Raw genomic sequence first — 24987 nt, forward strand, 5'->3', positions numbered from 1 at the left:
CGCAAGTAGCGCCTCAGCGCGGCAGCAGGTTCGGCGCGAAGTCGACGAACGCGCGCAGCTTGGGCGATGCGTGCCGGCTGCTCGGCCACATCACGCACACCTTGGTGCGCTTCTCGAGATAGGTGTCGAGCACGCTGACCAGAGTTCCGCGCCTGAGCTGCTCCGTCACCGAGATGTCCGGAACGCACGCGATCCCAAGGCCAAGCTCAGCCAGGCCGATCTGCGCTTCGAGCGCATTGGTGACCAGACTGACGTTCATCTCGAACGGTACCGGCTCGCCGTCCAGCGCCAGCGGCCATTGATCGAGCCTGCCGCTGGAGGTGTAGCGATAGACCAGCGCCGGATGCCGGATCAGGTCAGCGGGCGTCTCCGGCGTCCCCGCCTCGCGGAAATAGTCCGGCGAGCCGACGATCATCCGCCGGAAATGGCCCAATGTCCGCGTCATCAGCCGGGAATCGTCATGTTCGCCCGTGCGGATCACCGCATCGAACCCCTCCCCGATCACGTCGACCACCCGATCGTTGGCGTCCAGCTCCAGCTCGATGTCGGGATAGAGCCGCTTGAATGCGGCGAGCTGGGGCATCGGCACCATGCTCATCGACGGCACGCTGACCCGCAGCCTGCCCTGTGGCACCGCCTGGCCCTGCGTCACCTCCAGCTGCGCCGCTTCGAACTCGCACAGGATGCGCCGCGCGCGCTCGAGGAAGGTCGCGCCTTCCTGCGTCAGCGTGATGCTGCGCGTCGACCGGTGGAACAGCCGCACGCCCAGCCGGTCCTCCAGCCGCGCCACCGCCTTGCTGATCGCCGACGCCGATGTGCCCATCTTGCGCCCGGCTTCGGTGAAGCCACCCGCATCGACCGCCTGCACAAAGGCGTGGAGCGCTCCCAGACTGTCCATGACGGCTCCTTGATGACCGACAAAATGGCCAAAGTGTTTTGAACTATGGCCTGTTTTTCGTGCGTTCAACACCCCTTACTTGGCCCCTCAAGCTCATTGCTGCTCTGCAACAAGTTCCGAGAAGGGGTTCCCGATCATGACAAGTGTAACGATTGCGATACCAGGCAGCCCGGCCGAAGCCCGGCTGCCGCTGAGCGGCCTGCTGGCGCTTGCCATGGCCGCGTTCATCACCCTCCTGACCGAGATCCTGCCCTCGGGCCTCCTTCCGCAAATGGCCGCCAGCCTCGACAAGTCCGAGGCGCTGATCGGCCAGCTCGTCACCGTCTATGCCGTCGGCTCGCTGCTCACGGCCATTCCGCTGACGATCCTGACCCAGAACTGGCGGCGGCGTACCCTGTTGCTCCTCGCGATCGGCGGGTTTGCGGTGGTCAACACCGTGACGGCGATCTCCGACAATTATGTCGTCACCCTGATCGCCCGCTTCTTCGCCGGGGTCAGCGCCGGCCTGCTCTGGGCGCTGGCGGCGGGCTATGCCGCGCGCATGGTGCCCGAGCATCTTCAGGGCCGCGCCATCGCCGTCGCGATGGTCGGCGCGCCGCTCGCTTTGTCGCTCGGCATCCCGGCTGGCACCTTCATGGGTACGATGATCGGCTGGCGCTGGACCTTTGGCATAATGAGCGCGCTGACGGTCGTTCTGGTCTTCTGGGTGCTGGCGAAGGTGCCGGACTTCCCGGGTCAGAAACAGGGTCAGGCCTTCTCGCTCAAGTCGGTGCTGACCATCCCAGGCATCCGGCCGGTGCTGTTCGTCATCTTCGCCTATGTCTTCGCGCACAACATCCTCTACACCTATATCGCCCCCTTCCTGGCTCAGGCCGGGATCACCGATCGGGTGGATACGGTGCTGCTGGTGTTCGGCGTCGCCTCGCTCGCCAGCATCTGGGTCACCGGCGTGCTGATCGATCGCTGGCTGCGCGAACTGGTCCTGGTCAGCATCATATTGTTCGCCCTCTCGGCGGTGGCATTGGGGATCGCGGGCACCGTTCCGGTGGTGGTCTATGCTTCGGCGGCGATCTGGGGCCTCGCCTTTGGCGGCGCCGCGACCCTGTTCCAGACCGCATCGGCCAAAACCGCGGGTGAAGCGGCCGACGTCGCCCAGTCGATGCTGGTCACCACCTGGAACCTTGCGGTCGCGGGCGGCGGCATCGCCGGGGGGCTGCTGCTGGAAGGCATCGGTGTCGGGGCCTTCCCGATCGCGGTGCTCGCCCTGCTCGGCGCGACCCTGCTGGTCGCCGCTGCGGCCCGCAGTCACGGCTTCCCGGCGGTGCGCGGCTAGAGGCACTCCTATCCTGGAACCGGCCCGGCATCGTCCGGGCCGGTTCTTTTATCGCTTGGCAGCTTGCGATCGTTTTACCTCGCGTTCTCGCTGGGAAAGCACCTTCTCCAGCTCGGCTCGGGAAAGATACCGCCAGTATTTGTCCGAAAACTCCGCGAACCTCTTGTCGAACCTCTCGTCGAGAAGCCCGTCCGCGTTGAACGGCCCACCGCACTCCGGCGCGATTTTGCGCACCGTCCCGCGGATCACGTCCTTGGCGCGTCGCAACTGTTTGGAATGGCTCAGGCGAAAATATGAAGGCGCCATGCTCTCGCCGACCGTCGCCTTGTCGACGGTGGAGCAGGTGGCGGTTTGCGCCCTTGTGCTCAGATTGGGGCCGCTCAGGTCGGTCGATTCCGCCGTCAGATGGATGCGAAGGTCGCCCGAACAAAGCGTCAGCTCGCCCCACCAGCGATTGCCGTCATAGGCAGTTGACGACCGATCTTCGGCGCAAGGCCTCCACGAAAGCTGAGGAGGAGATGCCGGCGCCGCGGCCTGTTCGATCGGCAGAACCGGCGCGATATTGACGACCTTGTTGTCGACCTTCGCGGAATCACAAGCGGCAAGCACCAGCAGGGGAATGAACGAACAGGCCCGCATGTGCATCGCTACCTCGTAATGTGTCGTCGGCCCGACGATGCCAAGGCTCACGGGCGTCCGCAATCGGCGGAAGCGCCCCTGGCACGAGCGCCTAACAACTTTCCTACGCGCACCCGCCTCGCTAGGCAGGTTCGATGCGATCCGCCGTATTTCTTGCTTTTCCCGCCATTGGCGCAGTCTTGGTGGCGCGTGACCGTCGCGTCGTTGTCGCGCCGCTGTCCGCGCCCGGTGTGTCCCTATCGCGTTGGCGTCGCATTCGTGTCGCGTACCGCTTCGAACATGTCGCGTCGGTGTCGCGCGCCTGTCGCGTCCCTGTCGCGTCATGACCGTCGCCGCGATCATCGTCGCCGCCGGTAAGGGCGTCCGCGCGGGAGGAGCCGTACCCAAGCAATTCGCCAATCTCTTCGGAAAACCGATGCTTATGCATAGCGTTACCGCACTATCCTTGCATCCGGCGATAACCGAAACCTCCCTCGTGGTCGGCGAGGGGCAGGAAGATGACGCCTGTGAAAAACTGGGCGATTCCGTCAACTTCGTAAGGCTGGTGACAGGCGGCGCCGAACGCCGCGATTCGGTTCGCGCCGGGCTTGAGGCGCTGGAGGGTAAGGGCGTCACCCGCGTCCTGATCCATGACGCCGCCCGCCCCTTCCTTCCCGCCGTAGTGATCGATGCCCTGCTCGCGGCGCTCGACCATGCCCCCGGTGCCGTTCCCGTACTCCCGGTGGCCGACACGCTGGCCCGGGGCAACGCCACGCTCGGCGACAATGTCCCGCGCGCGGGCCTCAACCGCATCCAGACCCCCCAGGCCTTCCATTTCGACGCCATCCTCGCCGCGCACCGCGCCTGGCCCGATGGCGAGGAAGCCACCGACGATGCCCAGATGCTCCGCCGCATGGGCCAGGAGGTCGCACTGGTCCCCGGAGACCCCATGCTCGAAAAGATCACCCATCCCGCCGATTTCGCCGCTGCCGAGGCGCGTCATGCCGCCACCCTGATCTCGCGCAGCGCAATGGGCTTCGACGTCCACCGCTTCGAGGCCGGACAGGAGCTATGGCTCGGCGGTGTGCTGATCCCGCACGACAAGGGGCTGTCGGGGCATAGCGACGCCGATGTCGCGCTCCATGCCATCACCGACGCGCTGCTCGGCACGATCGGCGCGGGCGATATCGGGATGCATTTCCCGCCCAGCGATCCGAAATGGCGCGGCGCGGCCTCGGCCCAGTTCCTCGACCATGCGGCCGGGCTGGTACGCGCCGAAGGCGGGATCATCGACTTTGTCGACCTGACGCTGATCTGCGAGGCGCCGAAGATCGGCCCGCACCGCGAGGCGATCCGCGCCAGCATCGCCGCGATCCTTGGGTTGCCCGTGTCACGGGTCAGTCTCAAGGCGACCACCACCGAACGCCTCGGCTTCACCGGCCGCGGCGAAGGCATGGCCGCTCAGGCCATCGCTACGGTCCGTTTGCCGGAGTAACCCCATGCGTATCCCCCGTCTTGCCGCCACGGCCCTGCTCTGGGCCGGTCTCGCCGCTTCGTCGGCGGCTTCGGCCCAATCCGCCCGGCCTTGTCTCACCGGCAACGAGGCTGAGGCGCTGTTCCAGGTGATGTTGCCCGACATGATCCGGGAAATGGGCCGGGTCTGCGCCGCGCTTCCGGCCAATGCCTTTCTGCGTCAGCCCAGCGCCGCCTTCATGGCGCGGATCAACGCCGGGGTCGCGCCTGCCATGCCTGCGGCACAGGGCGGGATCCGCAAACTGCTCGGGCCGGACGCCGGGTTCATCGCCGATTCGCAGTTCGCGATCCCCGCGGTCCGCGCGATCATCGCGCCTGCCATCGCGCAGGAAGTGAAGCCGGCCGACTGTCCCGGCCTCGACCGGATCGTCACCAACCTCGCCCCCCTGCCGCCGCGCAATCTGGCCGCAGTGTTCGCCGCGTTGCTCCAGCTCAGTCAGAACGACGAAAAGCGCGCGCCAAGGCTGCCGATATGCCCTATGGGCCGCCCGCGATGAACGAAGTGATTCTCCCCGAAGCGCTGGTCGAGGCCGCGCGCAAGGTCGTCGACGCAAACCGCGTCGCGGGCCGCAAGGTCGCGATTGCCGAGAGCTGCACCGGCGGTCTCGTCTCCGCCGCGATCACCGAAATTCCCGGCTCGTCCGATGTGATGAGCGCCGGCTTCGTCACCTATTCGAACGAAGCCAAGATGGCGCAGCTGCGTGTCAGCCGCGACGTGCTGGAAACCTTCGGAGCGGTCTCGATCGCGACGGCGTGGAGCATGGCGCAGGGGGCGCTGGAAGCGAGCGATGCCGATGTCGCGGTGGCGATCACCGGCATTGCGGGTCCAGGCGGCGGTAGTGACAAGAAGCCGGTCGGCCATGTCGTGTTCGCTCGCGCGGAGAAGAACGCCGATCCCGATGTGGTGGTGGCCGATACCCGTGAGTTCGGCGATATCGGCCGTGGTGGCGTGCGGCTTCAGGCGGCGCTGTGCGCGCTTGAACTGCTGCTGCCGGGCGAGCCCGCGGTCCCGGCCGACGAATCGCCATAGAGCCTGGCGGCGCGCTGTTCGAAGGCGTTGATCATCATCCGCAGCGCGCGGTCGAACACTTGGCCCGCCAGCATCTCGAACACCCGGCTCTTGAAGGTGAAGTCGACCTCGAAATCGACCAGACACCCGCCCTGCCCGTCCGGCCGGAACTTCCAGTCGTTGTGGAGGTGCTTGAGAGGGCCTTCCAGATAATCGACCCGGATATGGCCTGGCCGCTGCTTGGATACGCGGCTGCTGAACGTCTCGCGCAGCCCCTTGAAGCCGACGATCAGGTCCGCGACCATCTCGGTCTCGCTGTCCGAACGGACCCGCACCGCGCTGACCCACGGCAGAAACTCGCCATAGCGGCCGACATCAGCCACCAGGTCGAACATCTGCTCCGGCGTATAGGGCAAGCGCCGGGTTTCGGCGTGACGCGGCATCAGGCGGGAACCGCCGCCTTTGCGAGCTTGGCGTCACGCGCCGCCTTCATCTTCGCGAAGTCTTCGCCGGCGTGATAGCTCGACCGGGTCAGCGGCGACGAAGCGACCAGCAGGAAGCCCTTGGCGCGGGCAATGGCGGCATAGGCGTCGAACGCCTGCGGGGTGACGAAATCCTGCACCTTGGCGTGGCGCGGCGTGGGCTGGAGATACTGGCCCATCGTCAGGAAATCGATGTCCGCGCTGCGCATGTCGTCCATCACCTGATGGACCTCGAGCCGCTCCTCGCCAAGGCCGAGCATCACGCCCGACTTGGTGAAGATCGACGGATCGAGCTTCTTGACCGTCTCCAGCAGCCGGATCGACGCATAATAGCGCGCGCCGGGGCGGATCGTCGGATAGAGCCTCGGTACCGTTTCGAGATTGTGGTTGTAGACGTCGGGCCGCGCCGCAACGATCATCTCGACCGCCTGCTCGTGCTTGTTGCGGAAATCGGGCGTCAGGATCTCGATCGTCGTCGTCGGGCTTGCCTTGCGGATCGCCTCGATCACCTTGACGAACTGCTTCGCACCGCCGTCGGGCAGATCGTCGCGATCAACCGAAGTGATGACGATATGCTCGAGCCCCATCTGCACCGCAGCGTCGGCAACGTTGTTCGGCTCCATCGGATCGACCATCCGCGGCATGCCGGTCTTGACGTTGCAGAAGGCGCAGGCGCGCGTGCAGGTGTCGCCCAGGATCATCACCGTCGCGTGCTTCTTGCTCCAGCACTCGCCGATATTCGGGCAGGCGGCTTCCTCGCACACCGTGGTCAGGCTCTTCGACCGCATCAGCGCGCGCGTTGCGGCAAAACCGGCGGAGGTTGGCGCTTTCACGCGGATCCAGTCGGGCTTGCGCTGACGTTCCGGACGGGCTTCGGGGATCGGTGCCATTTCGCTCATGGGGCGCAGATAGCGATCCCGCACGCCGCTTGCCAGCCCCTACGGCCTGCGCCAATGAAGCGCGCATGACTCACTTCACCGACCTTGTCGCCGGCTATCGCCGCTTCCGCACCGAAGAATGGCCCCGCGAGCATGCGCGCTGGGCGGAGCTGAGCCGCGGACAGAGCCCCAAGGTGATGGTGATTGCCTGTTCCGACAGCCGGGTCGATCCCGCGACGATCTTCGGCACGCACCCCGGCGAGGTCTTTGTGGTGCGCAACGTCGCCAATCTCGTGCCGCCGTTCGAACTGGGCGGCGGCCGTCACGGCGTCAGCGCCGCGCTCGAGTTCGCCGTCACCCAGCTCGAGGTCGAGGAAATCGTCGTGATGGGCCACGGCATGTGCGGCGGTGTCCATGCCGCCTTCTCCCGCCGCTTCGCGGGCGCCGCGCCCGGCGAGGGCGGCTTTATCGATCACTGGGTCGATTTGCTCGACGATGCCCGCACCCGGATCGTCGCCAAGCACGGCCACGGCGCCGAAGCGATTCACGAAATGGAGCTCGAAACGGTGCGCGTCTCGATCGCCAACCTGCGGACCTTCCCCTGCATCCCCGAGCGTGAGGCGGCCGGACTGCTGACCATCCATGGCGCCTATTTCGCGATTGCCCATGGCGAATTGCACGTCATGAACGAGAACGGGAATTTCGCCCCGGCCTAACCGGCGGAAAGCGCCGCGCGGGCCATCTTCTCGAACTCGGGATCGATCGGCGGCGGAGTCATCGGCACCCTGGCCTCGAGCTGATCCGCAATCGCAGTGAGTGCTGCGATTCGCCCCGCCTTGCGGCTGTTGCCGTCGATCACCGTCCACGGCGCGTGCTTGGTGTTAGTCCGGGCGAACATCTCCTCGATCGCTTCAAGATATTCCGCGCGCTTCGCCCGGTTGCGATAATCGTCCGGCCCGGTCTTCCAGCGCTTCCACGGATCGTCGAGCCGCTCGGCCAGCTCCTTGTCCTGCTTTTCCTGGGTGATGTGGACGAACAGTTTCACCATCGTCGCGCCGGCTTCGATCTGCTGCGCCTCGAAATCGTTGATCTCGTCATAGCCGCGCGTCCACTCGGCCTTGCTCGCATAGCCCTCGACCCGTTCGACCAGCACGCGGCCGTACCAGCTGCGGTCGAAGATCACGATGTGGCCCTTGGCCGGCAGCCGCGTCCAGAAGCGCCAGAGGAAATGATGCGCCAGCTCGTCCTCGCTCGGCGCGGCGATCGGCATCACTTCGAAGAAGCGCGGGTCCCATTGCGCGGTCAGCCGCTTGATGATCCCGCCCTTCCCCGCCGCGTCCCATCCTTCCAGCACAAGGATCGCGGGGCGCTTGTGGATGATGTATGCGACCTGGATGCGCTCCAGCCGCTCCTGCACAGCGGCAAGCGCCTTGTCATAATCCCCGGCGAATTTGTCGCCCGCTTCATGGTCGCTGAGGTCGATTTTCATGGCGCGCACCCTAACACCGCCGAAAGCGCGCTGAAATGCCCCGCATTTGCGCCTGAGTGGCCTTCGCAGCCGCGCCGTGCCTGAATATGACAATCGGTGTGCGCGGCGTTTGCGTACGGGTGTGTGGGGTAAAGTGAATATGGCGGCTCAGCGTTTGCTGATCGAGGGACGCGTGCAGCGCGTCGGCTATCGCGACTGGGCGGTGCGTACTGCGCGTCAACTGGGTGTGATCGGATGGGTCCGCAATCTTCAGGACGGCCGGGTCGAGATCCTGGCGGACGGCGAAGATGTGGCGCTCGACACCTTTGTCGACCGATGCCGGGAAGGGCCGGTGATGGCGGATGTCGCGCGGATCGACGCGATGCCGGCCGAAGCGGGCAATGTGAAAGGCTTCACCAAGCGCTTTACGGCCTGATATTTGGCGGCACCAGCCCGCTCCCCCACCCGGCCACCCATATCATGCTACCGCTGGGTGGCCGGGTGGGGGAGCGGGCTGGTGCGGTTACGCGCCGCGAGGCGCATCGGACAAGCTCAGTCCTCGACCAGCTTCATCAGCCGGCGTTCGACCGGCGCGAGAACCGGACCAAGCTCATGCCCGCGCTTGAGCACCGCGCCCGATTCGTTGACCAGCGCCCACATGCCCTGCCGGTTGCGCAGCGCAGGGCGCTTTTCGACGCGGAACTCGGGGCGTTCGGCGGTCCGGCGAAAGGCTGCAAAGACCGCGGCTTCGCGCCCGAGCTGAATCGCATAGTCGCGCCAATGCCCGGCCGCGACCATGCGGCCATACAGGTCGAGGATGCGCATCAGCTCGGCCCGGTCGAAACCGATCTGGCTGGGTTGCCTGAACGGGAACGGGGTGACGATGCCCGTCACGCGCGGTCGCGCTGCTTCCTGCGGGTGCCCGCAGCCTCACGCTCGGCCAGCAATTCGTCGAGCCGCTTGCGCATCGCGTCGAGTTCGCAACGCATGATCTCAAGCTTCTGCGTGGCGGGGTCGTAGAGCTCGCTGCACGGCGTGCCGTAAGGCACGAAGTCCTTCTGCCACTTGTCCGCTTCAACCAACGTCGCCTTGGCCGGGATGCCGACCATCACCGCACCCTCGGGCACGTCCTTGGTGACCACCGCATTGGCGCCGATCCGGGCGCGCGGATTGACCGTGATTGGACCCAGAACCTGTGCGCCCGAACCGATGATAACGCCGTCCATCAGCGTTGGGTGCCGCTTGCCCGCGACGCCATTGTCGGGGCTGGTACCGCCCAGCGTCACGCATTGATAGATGGTGACGTCGTCGCCGATCTCCGCCGTCTCGCCGATCACCACGAAACCGTGATCGATGAAGAAATTGCGGCCGATCTTTGCGCCGGGGTGAATGTCGATACCGGTCAGCCAGCGCGACGTGTGATTGACGAAGCGCGCGAGAAAGAAGAGCCGCGCATTGTAGAGCGCGTGCGCAACCCGGTGCCAGAACAGGGCCCAGACGCCCGGATACAGCAGAATTTCGGCACGACTCCGCGGCGCGGGGTCCCGCGCGCGAATCGAATCCAGATAGGCTCCCAGACCACCGAACATGAACAGGCCCCTTTTATCAGTAACCCGATTTAGGCATCAACCGGCGCGTTTTCCAGTTTGGCGCATTTCCGGCTTGGCCTTACTAAACACGATGTATCTTGTAGGAATTGGGGGACGCGGCCAAACCCGGGCGCCTGTGACCGTGTTGTGACTGGAACGAAAGGGATTTGATGTTCGAGGCGATCGACTTCCAGGCACTGCTTCCCTTTATCGCTGTCGGATTCGCCGCGCAGATCGTCGATGGCGCGCTGGGCATGGCGTTCGGCGTGATCTCCAGCACATTGCTGGTCAGCGTGCTCGGCGTCCCACCCGCGACCGCGTCCGCCGGGGTTCACCTGGCAGAGTGTTTCACCACAGGCGTCTCGGGGATCAGCCACGCGCTTCACAAGAATGTGAACTGGAAGCTGTTCTTCCGCCTGCTCGTCCCGGGCGTGATCGGGGGTGTCACCGGCGCCTATCTGCTCACCTCGCTCGACGCCTCGGTCACCCGGCCGTTTGTGATGGGTTATCTCGCGCTGATCGGCGTCTACCTGCTGTGGCGCGGGATCAGCTTCCCGACCCGGCACCACAAGGAACCGAAGATCGTCGAACCGCTCGGCCTCGCCGGTGGCTTTCTCGATGCGGCGGGCGGCGGCGGCTGGGGCCCGGTCGTCACCAGCAACCTGCTGATCCAGGGCACGCAGCCGCGCTATGTCATCGGCACGGTCAACAGCGTCGAATTCTTCCTGACGCTATCGGTATCGATCACCTTCATCCTCCATCTCGGTCTGTCGGCGTTCACCGAAGCGGTGGTGGGGCTGCTGATCGGCGGCGTCCTCGCCGCACCGTTCGGTGCGATTCTGGCCAAGCGGGTGCCGACCAAGACGCTGCTGATCCTCGTCGGCATCGTCCTGACGCTCACCAGCAGCTTCAGCGTCTACCGCGCCCTCGTCTGAAGGTTCGATCAGTTCCGATTGATTGAGTGATTGTCTCGATCAATCAAAGCGAGACTTCCGGTTTCATCTCCGTTGCAGTGCAACCTATATGCGGCGTCGCACAAGTTGCACTGCATCATAACGGAGAAACCAGAACATGGCCCTCATCGGAAGCTCGCTCAAGCCGTTCACCGCGACCGCCTTCAAGGAAGGCAAGTTCGTCGACGTCACCGACGCCGACGTGCGCGGCAAGTGGGCCGTCTTCTTCTTCTATCCGGCCGACTTCACTTTCGTCTGCCCGACCGAGCTCGAGGACCTCGCCGACGTCTACCCGACCCTGCAGAAGATGGGCGTCGAGGTGTATTCGGTGTCGACCGACACCCATTTCAGCCACAAGGCATGGCACGACACCTCGCCCGCGATCGGCAAGATCAACTATTACATGCTGGGCGACCAGAACCACACGCTGTCGACCAACTTCGACGTGCTGCGTGAAGGCCAGGGCCTTGCCGACCGCGGCACCTTCGTGATCGATCCCGAGGGCGTGATCCAGATCGTCGAGATCACCAGCGAGGGCGTCGGCCGCAACGCGCAGGAGCTGCTGCGCAAGATCAAGGCGGCACAGTATGTTGCGGCGCACCCGGGCGAAGTCTGCCCGGCCAAGTGGGAAGAGGGTGAGAGCACCCTGGCCCCGTCGCTCGACCTCGTCGGCAAGATCTAAGCCGAAATAGACCTAAGCGCCCGTCCCCCTCCCCCTGTGCGGGCGCCCAAGCGGCCCGGGGCTAACTTCCCGTAGCCCCGGGCCGTATTGTTTCCAGTTTCAGGAGTTTCCGATGCTCGACGCACATCTCAAGCAGCAGCTTGAAGGCTATCTGGTGAATATCCGTGAGCCGATCGAGCTCGTCGCCAGCCTGGGCGATGACGCCAAGTCGCGCGAGCTCGAGACCCTGCTCACCGAAATCGCGGAGCTGAGCGGCAAGATCGCGCTGGTCCGCGCCGATGACAAGCGCAAGCCGAGCTTCATGATCCGCCGCGCCGGCACCGATATCGGCGTGCGCTTCGCCGGCATTCCGATGGGGCATGAGTTCACCAGCCTCGTCCTCGCTTTGCTCCAGGTCGGCGGCCATCCGTCCAAGGCCGCGCAGGACGTGATCGAGCAGGTCAAGGGCCTGGAAGGCGAACTGCACTTCGAGACCTATTTCTCGCTGTCGTGCCAGAACTGCCCGGACGTGGTTCAGGCGCTCAACCTGATGGCGGTGCTCAACCCCCAGATCAGCCACGTCGCGATCGACGGCGCGCTGTTCAAGGCGGAAGTCGATGCGCGCCAGGTGCTTGCCGTCCCCACCGTCTTCCTCAACGGTGAACCGTTCGGCTCGGGCCGGATGGAGCTCGAGCAGATCGTCGCCAAGCTCGACAGCGGGGCCGATGCCAAGGCTGCGGCCAAGCTCGAGGCGAAGGAACCGTTCGACGTGCTCGTCGTCGGCGGCGGTCCGGCTGGCGCTGCCTCGGCCATCTACACCGCGCGCAAGGGGCTTCGCGTCGGCGTCGCTGCCGAGCGATTTGGTGGCCAGGTGCTCGACACGATGGGCATCGAGAACTTCATCTCGGTCCCCTACACCGAAGGGCCGAAGCTCGCCGCGCAGCTCGAGAGCCACGTCAAGGAGAACGAGGTCGACATCATGAACCTCCAGCGCGCCGAGAAGCTGATCCCGGCGTTGCGCGAGGGCGGACTGCACGAGGTCGTTCTGGCCAACGGCGCGACGCTCAAGGCCAAGACGGTGATCCTCTCCACCGGCGCACGCTGGCGCCAGATGGGCGTGCCCGGCGAGGACGAGTATCGCAACAAGGGCGTCGCCTACTGCCCCCACTGCGACGGCCCGTTGTTCAAGGGCAAGCGCGTCGCGGTGATCGGCGGTGGCAATTCAGGCGTCGAGGCTGCGATCGACCTTGCCGGCATCGTCGCGCATGTCACGCTGATCGAATATGACAGCCAGCTCCGCGCCGACGCCGTCCTCCAGCGCAAGCTCGCCAGCCTGCCCAACGTCAAGATCGTCACCTCGGCGCTCACAACCCGCGTCAACGGCGCGGAGAAGGTGACGGGCCTCACCTACAAGGACCGCAACAGCGGTGAAGAGCATGACATCGAGCTGGAGGGCATCTTCGTCCAGATCGGCCTGGTGCCCAACACCGAATGGCTCAAAGACAGCATCGCCCTCACCCCGCGCGGCGAGATCGAGATCGATGCGCGCGGCGAGACCAGCCAGCCCGGCATCTTCGCGGCGGGTGACGTGACAACCGTGCCCTACAAGCAGATCGTGATCGCGATGGGTGCCGGCTCGACCGCTGCCCTCTCCGCCTTCGACTATCTCATCCGCCTGCCCGCGGAAGCGATCGAGGCCGCCGCAGCCTGATCTGTGTCAGGCGGCCGCCCGGGCATAGCGTCCGGGCGGCTGGCCGACATGCCGGCTGAACGCCGTGCTGAACGTGCTCGCCGAGCCATAGCCGACCCGCTCGGCCACATCCGCCAGCGCAAAATCACCTCGGCGCAACAGATCCTTGGCCAGCGCCATGCGCCACGCCAGCAGATATTCCATCGGCGGCACGCCCACCGCGCCGCTGAAGCGCTCGAAGAACGCCGAGCGCGACATGCCTGTGTCACGCGCAAGCTGCTCGACCGTCCAGGGTCGCGCCGGGTCGGCGTGCATCCGGCGCATCGCCTCGGCCAGCTTGCGGTCGCTCAACCCGCGCAGCAGTCCCGGTGGCGCCCCATCGCGCTGGGTCGTCCGCAGCGCTTCGATCAGCAATATCTCCACCAGCCGTTCCAGCACCATGTCGCGGCCCGGCTGATCCGACCCGCTTTCCTCCGCGACCAGCCGGACCAGTAGCGACAGCCGCTCGGCATCGCGCAGATGGACAAGCGCCGGCAGTAGCGAGACGAGCAGCGATGTATCGGGCGACCCGAACAGGAAGAAGCCGCCGAGCAGGCGAACATCAGGCTCGCCGTCCCGGTCGCCATGCCGCACCTCATCCTCCGGTGGCGGCGCTGCCTTGGGATCGATGAAGCCCGGGACGACCGGCTCGAAGCCCGACAGGACGAACCCCGGGGTGGCTGGCATCAGCACGAAATCTCCAGCCTGCAGCGTCACCGGCTCTTGGCCGTCGACCGCAAGCCGGCACGCGCCCTCGATCACCGTACAGAAGCTCGGCGCGCCATAGTCGCCATAGCGCACGCCCCAGCGCCCCGCTCCGCTGATCAGCTTGGAGGACACGCCCCGCGGCTGGAGCAGCGCAATCACCTGAGAAAGAGGGTCAGCCATATCCGGACGATAGCTAATGAAATTCGGACTATCAATTGTAGATCGTCCTGATCGATTCCGGCATTTCCCTGCCACCGACAATTCCAAGGAAGACGATCATGAAGACCATCCTCATCACCGGCTGTTCCTCCGGCTATGGCCTGGAAACGGCCCGTCATTTCCTCGCCATGGGCTGGAATGTCATCGCGACCATGCGTAGCCCGCGCGAGGATATCCTGCCCCCTTCTGATCGGCTCCGTATTCTGGCGCTCGACGTGATGAAGCCCGAGAGCATCGCTGCAGCGCTCGACGCCGCGGGTCCGATCGACGTGCTGGTGAACAACGCAGGGATTGGCCTGATCGGCGCGCTCGAAGCGACCTCGATGGCAAAGGCGCGCGCGATCTTCGAAACCAACACCTTCGGCGTGATGGCGATGACCCAGGCGGTGATCCCCGCATTCCGCGCACGCGGCTCGGGCGTCATCGTCAACCTGACGTCGAGCGCGGTGCTGATGCCGATGCCGCTCGTGTCGGTCTATACCGCCAGCAAGACCGCGATCGAGGGCTTCACCGGATCGCTCGCGCACGAACTTCGCGCCTTCGGGGTGCGGGTTGCCCTCGTTCAGCCGGGCTATGGCCCGGACACACGCTTCACCCAGAACACCGATGTGACGATCGAGGAAGCGATTCCGCCAGCCTATATGCCCTTTGCCGAGCCCATATTGGGTGCATTCGCCAATCCAGGCTTGACGACCACGGCTGCCGATGTCGCCGACGGTGTGTGGCGCGCAGTGCATGATGAGAGCGGTCGGCTCAACTTCCCTGCCGGGCCGGATGCGGTCGCGTTGGCGCAAGCCGGCTAAGTCGATGGCGCCGGGCTCCGATTCTGAAATCCGGCGCCATTCCAGCCTTTTATAATCGCTCAGGGCACTTATATCTGCGCCATTCATCGCTCTGGACGATCAATGGCGCAGACTTACCTCCCTACGCTCAAGCAGCTCCAATATCTGGTAGCGCTCAAGGATCACGGCCATTTCGGCCGTGCGGCGGAGGCGAGCTTCGTCACCCAGTCGACCCTTTCCGCCGGCTTGCGCGAATTGGAAACGCTGATCGGCGTCGTCCTGGTCGAGCGTACCCGCCGCGTCGTCCGCTTCACGCCGCTGGGCGAACGGATTGTCGACAAGGCACGCCGCGTGCTGCGCGAGGCAGAGGAACTCGCCGATCTTGCCCGCGCCGCCGGCCGGCCCTTGTCGGGCGAGATGCGGATGAGCGTTATCCCCACCATCGCGCCCTTTCTGCTCCCACGCATCCTGCCGCGGCTCCGCGAAGGCTATCCCGACCTCAAGCTGTTCCTGCGCGAGGAGCCGAGCGGTGCGGCATGTGAAAGCCTGCACACCGGGCGCACCGATTGCGTGTTGCTCGCCCTTCCCTATGCCTGCGGCGATGTCGAGACTGCCCCCCTGTTCGACGACCGGCTGTTCGTAGCCTTCCCCGAGGGCGAATATGAGCCGGATCACAAGGCGGTGACGCCCGGTGAAATCGACGAGACGCGCCTGCTGCTGCTTGAGGACGGCCATTGCCTCAAGGATCACGCGCTCGCCGCATGCAACCGGCCCGAGCTCCGCGCCGAAGCGACGATGCTCGGCACCTCGCTCCACACGATGGTGCAGATGGTCGACAACGGCCTTGGCGTGACGATGCTACCCGAAATGGCGCTGGATGCGGGCATCCTCGATCATACCCATGTCGCGGCACGTCCGCTGAAGGCGGATAACCCGTCGCGCCGCATCGCGCTGGTCTGGCGCAAGGCTTCACCGCGCGAGCGCGATTTCCGTCTGCTCGCCGAGGTACTGGCTCAGTCGGGACTGCCGTCCGGCCCGGTCCAGCGCGCCGCGGCCTGATCGTCGCTCCGCCGGGCTTCGACCCAGCGGGTATCGTCCCCGCGAGTCTCACGCTTCCAGAAGGGCGCCTCGGTCTTGAGCCGGTCGATCAGGAACGCACAGGCTTCCAGCGCCTCGCGCCGATGGGCGGCCGCGGTCGCGACCAGTACCACCCGGTCACCGGGCACCATCGGCCCCACGCGATGCACGATCACGGCGGATAGCAGCCCCCAGCGCATCATCGCCTGTTCGGCCAGGTCGCACAGCACGGCTTCGGTCATGCCGGGATAATGCTCCAGCTCCATGCCGGTGACGCCGTCATCGGCGCGGACGACTCCGGTGAAGCTAGCGACCGCCCCCGCACCCGTTTCCTCGATTCCGGCGAGTTCGGTGCCGATGTCGATCGGCGCATGATCGATCGAAACGCGGATCATCCGCCCGTCACCGGCGGAAAGAAGGCGACTTCCTTCGCCAGGCCCAATTCGCTGTCGAGCGGCACGAAGCGCTGATCGACCGCCGCGCGCAGCCGGGTGAGATCGTCCAGCGCCTCCGCATGGCCGGCACTGCGGCCACGCAGCCAACCGGCGAGATCCGCAACAGTGCGCACCGCCTCCGGCGGCTCGGCCGTCTCTTCGCCGGTGCCGATGCGTTCGCGAACCCAGGCGAAATAGAGCAGCTGCATCAGCTGTCCATGTGCTTCAGGCCGACGCGCAGATAGTCCCAGCCGGTGACCAGCGTCAGCACCGCCGCGCCCCACAGCATCGCCAAGCTTACGTCATGCACCCAGGGCATTCCAGGCACCGCCCCCGCCAGCACCAATCCGCCGAGCGAGGTGAGTTGCAGCGCCGTCTTCCACTTGGCCAGCGCCGAAACCGGCACCGATACCTGGATGCCGCCCAGGAATTCGCGCAGCCCTGAAACCGCGATTTCGCGCAACAGGATCACGAGCGCCGCGATCACGTGCAGATCGGCGATGATTCCCTTTGCGCACAGCATCAGGATCACAGCCGCGACCATGATCTTGTCGGCGATCGGATCGAGGAAGACGCCAAGCTTCGATACTGTCCCGCGCGACCGCGCGAGATAGCCGTCGAAATAGTCAGTGATTCCCATCAGGCAGTAGGTCGCGAAGCCGAGCGCATAGCCCGTCTGCCAGTCGCGCCACCACAGGAAGAACACCAGCAACGGCACGGTGACGATTCGCGATAGCGTCAGAACGTTGGGCAGCGTCAGCATCGTTCCGCTCTAGCACCGCATCTCCGCGCAATCATCCCCCGCCGCCATCCTTCGTTATATGCCACCCGTTTGTCATGGGACAGCGATAGCGGTTGCCGCCACGCCGCCCGCGCGGCTATGCCCGCAACAGTTTCAGACGGACGAAGGCCCGCCAACGCATGCACAACGCGCTCGGATTGCTCAAGGAGCGCCGGTTTCTGCCCCTGTTCATCACGCAGTTTCTGGGGGCCTATAACGACAATCTGTTCAAGACCGCGATGGTGCTGTTCGCGACTTACCAGATCTTCAGCGATCCGGCGGTCGAGTTCCAGTTCAATGCATTGGCGACCGGGATCAGCCTGATTCCCTTCTTCATGCTCTCGGCGCTCGCGGGGCAGCTCGCCGATACGCATGACAAGGCGTCGATCATCCGCTGGGTGAAGACCGCCGAGATCGGGCTGATGCTGTTCGGCGGTGCCGGAATGCTGGTCGCGCAGGCGGGCTATGCGTTCACCGGGCTTGGCATGATGCTGGGCGCGGTACTGGGGCTCGGCGCGCACTCGACCTTCTTCGGCCCGATCAAATACGCGATCCTGCCTCAACATCTGAAGGACGAGGAAGTCCTGGGCGGCACCGGCATGGTCGAGGCCGCGACTTACCTCTCGATCCTGCTCGGCACCGTTACCGCAGGCTGGGTCGCGCACGACATGCGCATCGCCGCGGCGCTGGTGCTGGTGGTTGCGGTCATCGGCTGGCTCACCGGCCGCATGGTTCCCGCCGCGCCGCGGGTCGGACCGAAGCTCAAGATCAACTTCAACCCCTTCACTTCGTCCTGGCGCCTGATCGCGGCGACGATGCACATTCCGCGCCTCTATCTGTCGATCTGTGCGATCAGCTTCTTCTGGACCATCGGATCGGTGCTGATCATCATCTTCCCGCCGCTGGTGAAGAACGTCCTCACCGCCGACGCGCGCGTGTCCTCGCTGCTCGTCGCGGTGTTCTCGGTCGGCGTCGCGATCGGGTCGATGGTCATCAATGCGATGCTCAAGGGCAAGGTTTCGGCGAAATACTCGCCGATCTCGGTCATCCTGATGGCGGTGATCGTCGTGCTCTTCTCGGTCGAGGTGCGGCTCTGGGAGCCTGCCGCTGCCGGCACGCTCTATGATTTCTCCAGCTTCATCCTGCAGCGTCAGGCATGGATCGTCATCTTCACCCTCACTGCGATCGCGATCACCGGCGGTATGTTCGTCGTCCCGCTCTACGCGTTCCTAACGACCACTGTGACCAAGGATCAGACCGCGCGGACCGTCGCGGCGAACAACATCGTCAACGCAGGCGCGATGGTGTTCGGCTCGCTGTTCGTGCTGGGGCTGTCTGCAGCAGGTATCTCGTCGGAGGACATGCTGCTCGTCGTGGCCGGCATGTGCCTGATCTCGGCCTGGATCGCCCAGAAACTGCACCGCGCCTGCGACTAGGCGCCGCAGGCCGCCTTCAGATGAAGAAGGTGTAGAAGCAGATGAAGAACGCCGCGTAACTCAGCAGGAACAGCTTCAGATCGCTCTCGTCCTCGCGCTTGCGCACGTTCCGGCGAACGGTGGGCAGCGCGGTGCGAAAGGGGTGTCCGCGGTCCGGCTCGGGAAGATATTGCAGGCGTTCCATACCCGACAGTTAACGCGCCGTTTACGATTTTGTCCCGCATCAAGGGTGGTTAACCCCTGTCCTGTTTGGGGACGCGTCCCGGCGTCGTACGCAACGAAAAAGGGCGCCGCATCCTGCGATGCGCGCGCCCTGTTTTCTTCCCGCTTTTGAAGCGGTTGGTGGAGCCGAGGGGGATCGAACCCCTGACCTTCGCAATGCCATTGCGACGCTCTCCCAGCTGAGCTACGGCCCCATCCGTTCCGGGAAGGCGATGGCCTCTAGCAGCCATCGCACGCTTTGCAACCGGGTTTTTTCACTTTCCCGATTTTTAGCGATTCCGATCAGCTTTCGTCGTCGTCATCGCCCGTGTCGACGCCCAGATCGTCGTCGCCACCCAGATCGACATCGTCGTCGGGCGAGCCCTCGGCGTCCTCATCGACGTCCAGATCCTCGTCGCCGAGATCCGCGTCGTCCTTCTTCTTGTCGGCCTCCTTGACCACCTCGAAGGGCAGCGGCTGCTTCGACTTCAGGATCGGTTCGGGGTCCCAGGCAAAGCCGCAGCTGATGCAGGTGACCGGCTCGTCCTTGGTCAGGTCATAGAAGCGCGTCGCGCATTTCGGGCAGGTCCGTTTCGTGCCCCATTCCGGCTTCACCATGTGCCGCTCTTGCCTTTTCTTCGATTTTACAGGGTGACGGGAACCTTTGGTCCCCGTTTGAAGTGGCGGGCGCCTTGCCATAGCGCAAGCCCGCTGTCAAAGCCGCGGCCGATGAGCAGTGCAACTCCCCTCCCCCTCGCCATTTCCGCCCGCGGTCCGCTGCGCGGCACTCTGACCGTCCCCGGCGACAAGTCGATCAGCCATCGTTCGCTGATGTTTGCGGGTCTCGCCGTCGGCGAAAGCCGGATCGAGGGGTTGCTGGAAGGCGAGGACGTTCTTGCCACCGCTGCGGCGATGCGCGCGATGGGCGCGAAGATCGAGCGCGACGGCGATGGCGTGTGGCATGTCTGGGGCGTCGGTGTTGGCGGATTGCTCCAGCCCGAGATCGCGCTCGAGATGGGCAATTCGGGTACCTCCACGCGCCTGCTGATGGGTTTGATCGCCAGCCACCCGATCACCGCGACCTTCACCGGCGACGCATCGCTCTCGAAGCGTCCGATGGGCCGCGTCATCGATCCGCTGTCCCGCATGGGCGCCGATTTCACCTCCAGCCCGGGCGGTCGCCTGCCGCTCACCATGCGCGGCCTCTGCCCCGCGGTGCCGATCGAATACACGCTCCCGGTCGCGTCCGCGCAGGTCAAGTCGGCGGTCCTGCTTGCTGGCCTCAACACGCCAGGCATCACCCGGGTGATCGAACCGGTACCGACGCGCGACCATAGCGAACGGATGCTCGCCGGCTTCGGTGCGGATCTCACGGTGGAGGAAACGCCGCAGGGCCGCATCATCTCGCTGCGCGGCGAGGCTGAGTTCAAGCCGCAGGCGATCACCGTCCCCGGCGATCCTTCGTCTGCCGCCTTCTGGATGGTCGCGGCGTCGATCGTACCCGGCTCCGACATCACCATCGCCAATGTCGGCCTCAACCCGACCCGCACCGGTCTCATCACCGCGCTGCGCATGATGGGCGCCGACATTACCGAAGTGAATCCGCGCATCGTCGGGGGCGAACCGGTTGCGGATCTGCGTGTACGTCACGCGCCGTTGAGCGCGATCGATGTGCCGCATGACCTCGCGCCGAGCATGATCGACGAATATCCCGTGCTCTTCGTCGCAGCCGCCTTCGCGCAGGGCCGTACCGTCGCGCGTGGCGCCGACGAGCTGCGTGTGAAGGAATCGGATCGCATCGCGGCGATGGTCGCCGCGCTCCAGCCCAACGGCGTCGTGCTTGAGGAGTTCGAGGACGGCCTCGCCATCACCGGGACCGGCGGTGAACCGATCGCGGGCGGCGCTCCGGTCGCCTCGAAACTCGATCATCGCATCGCGATGAGCATGGCGGTGGCTGGACTCGGTGCAAGGACCGATGTGAGCATCGACGACGTGTCGCCGGTGGCAACCAGCTATCCCGGCTTTTTCTCGACCCTCGATTCGCTGACTGGCCGGACCCAAACATGATCATTGCCGTCGATGGCCCTGCCGCATCCGGAAAAGGCACCATTGCCCGCGCGCTTGCGCGCCACTATAAGCTTCCGCACCTCGACACTGGTCTTCTCTATCGTGCCGTCGCCGCAACCGTTCTGCGTGACGAGCTGAACCCCGAGAAGGAGGCTGACGCGGTCGCCGCGACGGGCTTCGACGATCTGCTGCTTGCCGACGAATGGCTGCGCACCGACGAGGTCGGCAAGGTCGCCTCGGTCGTTTCGGCGCACCCGCTGGTTCGCGCAGCATTGCTCCAGCGCCAGAAGCGATTCGCTCAGCAGCCCGGTGGCGCGGTGCTCGACGGGCGCGATATCGGCACCGTCATCGCCCCGGGCGCGGACGCCAAGCTGTTCGTCAAGGCGACACCCACGATCCGCGCACAACGCCGCCATGCCGAGCTGCGCCGCAACGGCATCATGGCCAGCCTCGACAAGGTGCTTGCCGATATCCGCGCGCGCGACGAACGCGATTCGAGGCGTGCCGAAGCACCGCTGGTCGCCGCAGCCGATGCAGCGCTGCTCGATACCAGCTTCCTGTCGATCGAGGCCGCTGTGGAAAAGGCGATCCAGCTGGTCGAAGCGCAGCTCAAGCGAAAAGCAGCCGCCTCCGCCGGCTGATCTCAGCGTGCGGGCGGCTGTCCCTGACGCGCCTGCATCGCCGCAAAGAGCGCTACGGAACGGACCGTCCGCTCGACATCCGGCCGATACCCGGCCTTTTCCGGAGTCAGCTTCAGGGATCGCTGCAGCCAGGGCGACGCCGCGTCGAGCTGTCCGACGCGGGCCAGGGCCAGGCCGTAGAAAAAGGCTGGTCCGGGATGTTCCGGCGCCAGCGCTATCGCACGGCGGAAGGCAAGGCCAGCAGCGGGGGACATCGTGCCGCCATCCGCCTCGACCAGCGTCATTCCCAGCCAGGTCCACAGCGAGGCGTCCTGCGGCGTGGACCGAACGCCGCCCAGCATCAACTTGGCGGCCTTGTCCGGATCGCCGCCCCGCACCAGTGCGTCCGCCGCGACGAAATAGCTGTCGTTGACCGTGAAGCGGCCGAACATGTCGCCGCGCAGCCTGTGCAGTTCCGGCTCGTCCGGCCGCGCCTTCTTCGCCGCTGCGACCGGTGCTCCGGGCAGCTCCGGCCGTGCCTGAAGCGCATAGCCGGCCGCTCCCAGCATCAGCGCAGCGCCTGCAAATGACCACAAGGACCGGGGCAGGCCCAGAAGCCAAAGCAGGGCGAACGACGCCACACCGATCGCGGCAAGACCGATCCACCCCATCATTTGCGCCGCCTCCGAAGCGTTCCGCGCGCCAGCCACAGCCCTGCGCCGAGCAGCAGCAACGGCGTGAGCCACAGCGGCGCGGTGGTCCAGTTCAAGGGCGGATCATAGGTCACATAGCTGCCATAGCGCTCGATCAGCCAGCCGCGCACCGCCTCCGGGCTCTCGCCTGCCGCGATCTTCTGGCGGACGATCCGGCGCATATCGGCGGCCATGTCGACGTCGCTGTCCGCGATCGACTGGCCCTGACAGACCAGGCAGCGCAGTGTCCCCATCAGCTCGGCCGCCCGCGCTTCCTTCGACGCATCGGGGATCTGCGAATAGCCAAGATCGGCAGGCACGCCCGCCGCCAGCGCAAGGCCGAGCAACAGGCTCATTCCGCTTCCTCCAGCGCCTTGAGCAGCTTGGGTACGTCCTCCGCGCGGATGTCGCCGATATGCTGAGACGCGATCCGTCCCTGCCCGTCGATCACGAAGGTCTCGGGGACGCCGGACGATCCGATGCCGATCTGGACGATCCGGTCATAGTCATTGCCGATCCGGGCATAGGGATCGCCATGGCGGGACAGGAACGCCTTCACCGCCTCCGGACTGTCCTTGATCGCCACCGCGTCGATCTCGACCCCCGCCGCCTTGAGCTTCATCAGCTGCGGCGCCTCGGCGATGCACGGCACGCACCAGCTCGCAAACACGTTGAGCAGGCGCGGTTTGCCCGTCGCGAGATCGGCGCGTGAAAGCCCGGGCTTTCCCTCGACCATTGCCGGCAGCGTGAACTCGGGCAGCGGCTTGCCGACCAGCGCGGACTTGACCACCGTCTCGCTGGTTCCGGTCAGCCGCCACGCCGCCAGCGCGGCCACCGCCAGGAACACCGCCAGCGGCACCCAGAGGGTCCAGCGTTTCACAGCCCCGCCTCCTCGCGCCGCATCACATTGCGCCGCTCACGCTTCAGCCGCCCGATCAGCGACAATGCGCCGCCCAGCGCGATCAGCCCGCCGCCGAACCAGATCAAGGTCACGAACGGCTTCCACCACAGCCGTAGCTGCCAGCGTCCCTGCGCGTCCTGCGCACCGAGCACCGCATAGAGCTGCCCGTCGACCCGCGTCGCGATCGATGCTTCGGCAGTATCCGTCGGCGGCGAGGAATAGAAGCGCCGCTGCGGCCGCAGCAGGATCATCGCCCCTTCGACCGGCCCGCGCGATGCGGTCACCCGACCTTCGACCGCGGACCAGTTGCTGCCCACCACCGGCGCGACGCCGTTGAGCACCACGCGCCAGGGCCCGACATAATAAGGCTGGCCGTAGCGCGCCGCGACCAGCCGCTCGCTGGTGAAGGCGCTGTCGGCGGCCATGCCGGCCAGGCTCACCGCGACGCCGAAATGCGCGATCACCATGCCCCAGGTGAACAGCGGCGTGCGCAGCAGCTTGCGCTTCCAAAGCGGCGCGAAGCTCGCCACCGCAAGTCCTGCGGCAAGGCCTAGCCCGACGATCTCCATCCAGCCCGTTCCCGGCGCTGCGGCGAAGGTTCCCGCCATCACCAGCACGCTCAGCGTGAGCGGCACCGTCAGCTTGCCCAGCAGGGCGTTGATGTGATCACGCCGCCAGTTGAGCAGCGGCCCCATCGCCATCGCCGCGACCAGCAGCAATGCGATCGGCCCCGCCGCCTTGTTGAAGAAGGGCGGTCCGACCGACAATTGCTCGCCCATCGCCTGCGCGACGATCGGGTAGAGCGTGCCGATCAGCACGATTCCCAGGATCACCGAGAGCAGCAGATTGTTGAGCACCAGCCCGCCCTCGCGGCTGAGCAGGTCGAACCCCTGCCCTGCCTTCACCCGTCCGACCCGCGCGCCATAGAGCGCGAGCGCCCCGCCGATATAGATGGCGAGCAGGACAAGGATGAAACTCCCCCGCGTCGGATCGACCGCGAAGGCATGAACGCTGGTCAGAATCCCTGAGCGCACAAGGAAGGTGCCGACCATCGACATCGAGAAAGCGACGACCGCCAGCATCAGCGTCCAGGCGCGCAGCCCGTCGCGCGCCGCCAGCACATTGACCGAATGGAGCAAGGCCGTCGCCGCGAGCCAGGGCATCAGCGACGCGTTCTCGACCGGATCCCAGAACCACCAGCCGCCCCAGCCCAGCTCATAATAGGCCCAGTAGCTGCCCGCGGTGATGCCGATGGTCAGGAAGACCCAGGCCGCGAGCCCCCAGGGCCGCATCGCGCGGGCGAACACCGGTCCGACTTCCCGCGTCACCATCGCGCCGACCGCGAAGGAGAAGGCGATCGAAAGCCCGACATAGCCGAAATAGAGTGTCGGCGGATGGAAGGCCAGACCCGGGTCCTGCAGCAGCGGGTTGAGCCCCAAGCCGTCGAGCGCCGGCGGATCGAGCCGGGTGAACGGGCTCGAGGCTACCAGCAGGAAGGCATAGAAGCCCAGTGCGATGAACGCCTGAGCGCCCAGCGTCGCGGTCAATGTCGCGCGGTCGAGCTTGCGCTCAAGTAGCGCGATTGCCGCACCGGCCAGTGCCAGCACGGTAACCCAAAGCAGCATCGAGCCTTCATGATTCCCCCATGCGCCCGCGAACTTGTAGAGCAAGGGTTTGGCCGAATGGCTGTTCTGCGCAACCAGCAGCACCGACATGTCGGACCGCAGGAACAGCACGATCAGCAGCCCGAACGACAAGGCGGCAAGTGCACCCTGCACGATCGCTGCGGGGCGCACCGCGGCGACCAGTTCGTCCTGTTTGAGGCGAAGCCCCAGCGCGGCCATCGCCAGCTGCATCAGCGCTATCGCTGCGGCGAGCCACAGCGCCGCTAGTCCGGCTTCGGCGATCATGCGGCGTC

The 24987-nt window shown here is 65.7% G+C and carries 31 protein-coding genes and 1 tRNA gene; 14 read left to right on the top strand and 18 right to left on the bottom strand.

Annotated features, from left to right (window positions below; translation table 11 throughout):
- Positions 1-13 precede the first annotated feature (13 nt).
- Positions 14-898, bottom strand: coding sequence for a LysR family transcriptional regulator (locus AC07TU_RS11400; protein ID WP_495188020.1), 885 nt, complete (start codon positions 896-898; stop codon positions 14-16).
- 136 nt (positions 899-1034) lie between these two features.
- On the opposite strand from AC07TU_RS11400, the gene AC07TU_RS11405 reads away from it, so the two are divergent.
- Positions 1035-2231: an MFS transporter gene (locus tag AC07TU_RS11405; protein ID WP_495188021.1), complete on the top strand. Its 1197-nt coding sequence runs from the start codon at positions 1035-1037 to the stop codon at positions 2229-2231.
- 48 nt (positions 2232-2279) lie between these two features.
- Here the strand turns inward: AC07TU_RS11405 and AC07TU_RS11410 are convergent, their stop codons facing one another.
- Positions 2280-2921, bottom strand: coding sequence for a hypothetical protein (locus tag AC07TU_RS11410; RefSeq protein ID WP_495188022.1), 642 nt, complete (start codon positions 2919-2921; stop codon positions 2280-2282).
- Between the two features lie 271 nt (positions 2922-3192).
- On the opposite strand from AC07TU_RS11410, the gene AC07TU_RS11415 reads away from it, so the two are divergent.
- The 3 genes from AC07TU_RS11415 to AC07TU_RS11425 are packed head-to-tail and all read left to right on the top strand — an operon-like array spanning position 3193 to position 5412.
- Positions 3193-4344 (top strand): bifunctional 2-C-methyl-D-erythritol 4-phosphate cytidylyltransferase/2-C-methyl-D-erythritol 2,4-cyclodiphosphate synthase, encoded by a 1152-nt coding sequence (locus AC07TU_RS11415; protein WP_495188023.1) that lies wholly within the window; start codon positions 3193-3195, stop codon positions 4342-4344.
- 4 nt (positions 4345-4348) lie between these two features.
- The gene (locus AC07TU_RS11420; protein ID WP_495188024.1) at positions 4349-4879 is read left to right on the top strand and encodes a hypothetical protein; all 531 of its coding nucleotides are present in this window, start codon (positions 4349-4351) and stop codon (positions 4877-4879) included.
- Positions 4876-5412 carry a CinA family protein gene (locus tag AC07TU_RS11425; protein WP_495188025.1) on the top strand — a complete coding sequence of 179 codons (537 nt, stop codon included), beginning with the start codon at positions 4876-4878 and terminating at the stop codon, positions 5410-5412. Before AC07TU_RS11420 ends, AC07TU_RS11425 begins: the two co-directional genes overlap by 4 nt.
- Here AC07TU_RS11425 and AC07TU_RS11430 read toward each other — a convergent pair.
- On the bottom strand, positions 5340-5834 hold the full coding sequence (locus AC07TU_RS11430; protein WP_495188026.1) for a type II toxin-antitoxin system RatA family toxin: 495 nt from the start codon (positions 5832-5834) through the stop codon (positions 5340-5342). The genes AC07TU_RS11425 and AC07TU_RS11430 overlap by 73 nt on opposite strands.
- The gene (lipA, locus tag AC07TU_RS11435; protein ID WP_495188027.1) at positions 5834-6772 is read right to left on the bottom strand and encodes a lipoyl synthase; all 939 of its coding nucleotides are present in this window, start codon (positions 6770-6772) and stop codon (positions 5834-5836) included. The genes AC07TU_RS11430 and lipA overlap by 1 nt, the downstream gene beginning before the upstream one ends.
- 65 nt (positions 6773-6837) lie before the next feature.
- Between lipA and AC07TU_RS11440 the strand changes: the two genes are divergently transcribed.
- Positions 6838-7467, top strand: coding sequence for a carbonic anhydrase (locus tag AC07TU_RS11440; protein WP_495188028.1), 630 nt, complete (start codon positions 6838-6840; stop codon positions 7465-7467).
- Here AC07TU_RS11440 and AC07TU_RS11445 read toward each other — a convergent pair.
- The gene (locus tag AC07TU_RS11445; protein WP_495188029.1) at positions 7464-8240 is read right to left on the bottom strand and encodes a polyphosphate kinase 2 family protein; all 777 of its coding nucleotides are present in this window, start codon (positions 8238-8240) and stop codon (positions 7464-7466) included. The genes AC07TU_RS11440 and AC07TU_RS11445 overlap by 4 nt on opposite strands.
- A gap of 139 nt (positions 8241-8379) precedes the next feature.
- On the opposite strand from AC07TU_RS11445, the gene AC07TU_RS11450 reads away from it, so the two are divergent.
- Complete coding sequence (locus AC07TU_RS11450) at positions 8380-8655, top strand: acylphosphatase (protein WP_495188030.1); 276 nt, start codon at positions 8380-8382, stop codon at positions 8653-8655.
- A gap of 116 nt (positions 8656-8771) precedes the next feature.
- Here AC07TU_RS11450 and AC07TU_RS11455 read toward each other — a convergent pair whose 3' ends face one another.
- Both AC07TU_RS11455 and epsC read right to left on the bottom strand, forming a co-directional pair.
- Complete coding sequence (locus AC07TU_RS11455; RefSeq protein ID WP_495188031.1) at positions 8772-9113, bottom strand: DUF2794 domain-containing protein; 342 nt, start codon at positions 9111-9113, stop codon at positions 8772-8774.
- Positions 9110-9808 carry a serine O-acetyltransferase EpsC gene (gene epsC / locus AC07TU_RS11460; RefSeq protein WP_495188032.1) on the bottom strand — a complete coding sequence of 233 codons (699 nt, stop codon included), beginning with the start codon at positions 9806-9808 and terminating at the stop codon, positions 9110-9112. The genes AC07TU_RS11455 and epsC overlap by 4 nt, the downstream gene beginning before the upstream one ends.
- A gap of 170 nt (positions 9809-9978) precedes the next feature.
- Between epsC and AC07TU_RS11465 the strand changes: the two genes are divergently transcribed.
- From AC07TU_RS11465 to ahpF, 3 genes are all read left to right on the top strand, one after another.
- A complete protein-coding gene (locus AC07TU_RS11465) occupies positions 9979-10743 on the top strand; it encodes a sulfite exporter TauE/SafE family protein (RefSeq protein WP_495188033.1) in 765 nt (254 codons plus the stop codon).
- A 136-nt stretch (positions 10744-10879) separates the two neighbouring features.
- Complete coding sequence (gene ahpC / locus AC07TU_RS11470) at positions 10880-11443, top strand: alkyl hydroperoxide reductase subunit C (protein WP_075152053.1); 564 nt, start codon at positions 10880-10882, stop codon at positions 11441-11443.
- A gap of 112 nt (positions 11444-11555) precedes the next feature.
- The gene (gene ahpF / locus AC07TU_RS11475) at positions 11556-13133 is read left to right on the top strand and encodes an alkyl hydroperoxide reductase subunit F (protein WP_495188034.1); all 1578 of its coding nucleotides are present in this window, start codon (positions 11556-11558) and stop codon (positions 13131-13133) included.
- Positions 13134-13139: 6 nt separating this feature from the next.
- Here the strand turns inward: ahpF and AC07TU_RS11480 are convergent, their stop codons facing one another.
- Complete coding sequence (locus AC07TU_RS11480) at positions 13140-14039, bottom strand: AraC family transcriptional regulator (RefSeq protein WP_495188035.1); 900 nt, start codon at positions 14037-14039, stop codon at positions 13140-13142.
- A gap of 98 nt (positions 14040-14137) precedes the next feature.
- On the opposite strand from AC07TU_RS11480, the gene AC07TU_RS11485 reads away from it, so the two are divergent.
- Together AC07TU_RS11485 and AC07TU_RS11490 are read left to right on the top strand one after the other, a co-directional pair.
- Entirely contained in the window at positions 14138-14881 is a 744-nt protein-coding gene (locus AC07TU_RS11485; RefSeq protein WP_495188036.1) for an SDR family oxidoreductase, read from the top strand.
- Positions 14882-14983: 102 nt separating this feature from the next.
- Entirely contained in the window at positions 14984-15919 is a 936-nt protein-coding gene (locus tag AC07TU_RS11490; RefSeq protein ID WP_495188037.1) for a hydrogen peroxide-inducible genes activator, read from the top strand.
- Here the strand turns inward: AC07TU_RS11490 and AC07TU_RS11495 are convergent.
- From AC07TU_RS11495 to pgsA, 3 genes are read right to left on the bottom strand one after another with little or no spacing between them, the layout of a single operon-like run.
- Positions 15874-16332, bottom strand: a complete 459-nt coding sequence (locus AC07TU_RS11495; protein WP_495188038.1) for a molybdenum cofactor biosynthesis protein MoaE — start codon at positions 16330-16332, stop codon at positions 15874-15876. The two genes, AC07TU_RS11490 and AC07TU_RS11495, sit on opposite strands and share 46 nt — an antisense overlap.
- Complete coding sequence (moaD, locus tag AC07TU_RS11500; RefSeq protein WP_495188039.1) at positions 16329-16580, bottom strand: molybdopterin converting factor subunit 1; 252 nt, start codon at positions 16578-16580, stop codon at positions 16329-16331. Before moaD ends, AC07TU_RS11495 begins: the two co-directional genes overlap by 4 nt.
- Complete coding sequence (gene pgsA, locus AC07TU_RS11505; RefSeq protein WP_495188040.1) at positions 16580-17134, bottom strand: CDP-diacylglycerol--glycerol-3-phosphate 3-phosphatidyltransferase; 555 nt, start codon at positions 17132-17134, stop codon at positions 16580-16582. The genes moaD and pgsA overlap by 1 nt, the downstream gene beginning before the upstream one ends.
- Before the next feature lie 158 nt (positions 17135-17292).
- Here pgsA and AC07TU_RS11510 point away from each other — a divergent pair, with 158 nt between their 5' ends.
- Complete coding sequence (locus AC07TU_RS11510; RefSeq protein ID WP_495188041.1) at positions 17293-18588, top strand: MFS transporter; 1296 nt, start codon at positions 17293-17295, stop codon at positions 18586-18588.
- A gap of 16 nt (positions 18589-18604) precedes the next feature.
- On the opposite strand, the gene AC07TU_RS11515 is transcribed toward AC07TU_RS11510, so the two are convergent.
- The 3 genes from AC07TU_RS11515 to AC07TU_RS11525 all read right to left on the bottom strand — a co-directional run bounded on the left by AC07TU_RS11515 (position 18605) and on the right by AC07TU_RS11525 (position 19407).
- On the bottom strand, positions 18605-18772 hold the full coding sequence (locus tag AC07TU_RS11515) for a hypothetical protein (protein ID WP_495188042.1): 168 nt from the start codon (positions 18770-18772) through the stop codon (positions 18605-18607).
- A gap of 156 nt (positions 18773-18928) precedes the next feature.
- Positions 18929-19004, bottom strand: a tRNA-Ala gene (locus AC07TU_RS11520).
- Positions 19005-19092: 88 nt separating this feature from the next.
- Entirely contained in the window at positions 19093-19407 is a 315-nt protein-coding gene (locus tag AC07TU_RS11525; RefSeq protein WP_495188043.1) for a TIGR02300 family protein, read from the bottom strand.
- A 111-nt stretch (positions 19408-19518) separates the two neighbouring features.
- Between AC07TU_RS11525 and aroA the strand changes: the two genes are divergently transcribed.
- Positions 19519-20856: a 3-phosphoshikimate 1-carboxyvinyltransferase gene (gene aroA / locus AC07TU_RS11530; RefSeq protein ID WP_495188044.1), complete on the top strand. Its 1338-nt coding sequence runs from the start codon at positions 19519-19521 to the stop codon at positions 20854-20856.
- Positions 20853-21497 (top strand): (d)CMP kinase, encoded by a 645-nt coding sequence (cmk, locus tag AC07TU_RS11535; RefSeq protein ID WP_495188045.1) that lies wholly within the window; start codon positions 20853-20855, stop codon positions 21495-21497. The genes aroA and cmk overlap by 4 nt, the downstream gene beginning before the upstream one ends.
- 2 nt (positions 21498-21499) lie before the next feature.
- Here the strand turns inward: cmk and AC07TU_RS11540 are convergent, their stop codons facing one another.
- Genes AC07TU_RS11540 through AC07TU_RS11555 form a run of 4 tightly spaced genes read right to left on the bottom strand, consistent with a single transcriptional unit; the run spans position 21500 to position 24979 of the window.
- A complete protein-coding gene (locus tag AC07TU_RS11540) occupies positions 21500-22150 on the bottom strand; it encodes a tetratricopeptide repeat protein (protein ID WP_495188046.1) in 651 nt (216 codons plus the stop codon).
- The gene (locus tag AC07TU_RS11545; protein ID WP_495188047.1) at positions 22147-22524 is read right to left on the bottom strand and encodes a cytochrome c-type biogenesis protein; all 378 of its coding nucleotides are present in this window, start codon (positions 22522-22524) and stop codon (positions 22147-22149) included. The genes AC07TU_RS11540 and AC07TU_RS11545 overlap by 4 nt, the downstream gene beginning before the upstream one ends.
- Complete coding sequence (locus AC07TU_RS11550) at positions 22521-23048, bottom strand: DsbE family thiol:disulfide interchange protein (protein WP_495188048.1); 528 nt, start codon at positions 23046-23048, stop codon at positions 22521-22523. The genes AC07TU_RS11545 and AC07TU_RS11550 overlap by 4 nt, the downstream gene beginning before the upstream one ends.
- Entirely contained in the window at positions 23045-24979 is a 1935-nt protein-coding gene (locus tag AC07TU_RS11555; RefSeq protein WP_495188049.1) for a heme lyase CcmF/NrfE family subunit, read from the bottom strand. The genes AC07TU_RS11550 and AC07TU_RS11555 overlap by 4 nt, the downstream gene beginning before the upstream one ends.
- Between the last annotated feature and the right edge of the window lie 8 nt (positions 24980-24987).

It is taken from the genome of Sphingomonas sp. GW821-FHT03E12 (assembly GCF_059420685.1).